The 367-nt window shown below is 40.1% G+C and carries 1 protein-coding gene; it reads left to right on the top strand.

Annotation, left to right across the window (positions count from 1 at the left end):
- Positions 1-63: 63 nt before the first annotated feature.
- Positions 64-367, top strand: a 304-nt coding sequence (locus M992_RS14380; RefSeq protein ID WP_248842541.1) for a T6SS immunity protein Tli4 family protein, incomplete at its 3' end; no start/stop codon positions are given.

The following is a 367-nucleotide window of genomic DNA, read 5'->3' as shown; positions in this document are numbered from 1 at the left end:
CAAGAACATAAATTTAAATTGTCCATGCTTTTTAAAAATAGTCAATTTGCGTGGGCAATTGTGATGGATAACTTGTTGGGGAGTGAAGATGACAGTTTGCTCGAACGCTCCTCAGAGGTTAAACCAATTATGCGCCAGTTAGGTGCATCGACGTTAAAAAAAGGCACAGTCCACTACAATAATCTTGCCGGCGAAGAATGGCTAATTTCCGGGGTCGAAGACGGTGATAAAAAATACCGTTTCCAATACAATGCCAATGAAAAAAATGTCACCTATCTACAGCCTTTAGTGCTGATTTTACTGCATAACTCAGGAATATTGACGGTGAAAGATTATACCGACGAACAGATGGTTGAAATCTGGGATC

Source organism: Moellerella wisconsensis ATCC 35017 (genome assembly GCF_001294465.1).
Lineage (GTDB): Bacteria > Pseudomonadota > Gammaproteobacteria > Enterobacterales > Enterobacteriaceae > Moellerella > Moellerella wisconsensis.
The sequence above is the reverse complement of the archived record's forward strand: the minus strand, read 5'-3'. Positions and strand labels throughout refer to the sequence as shown.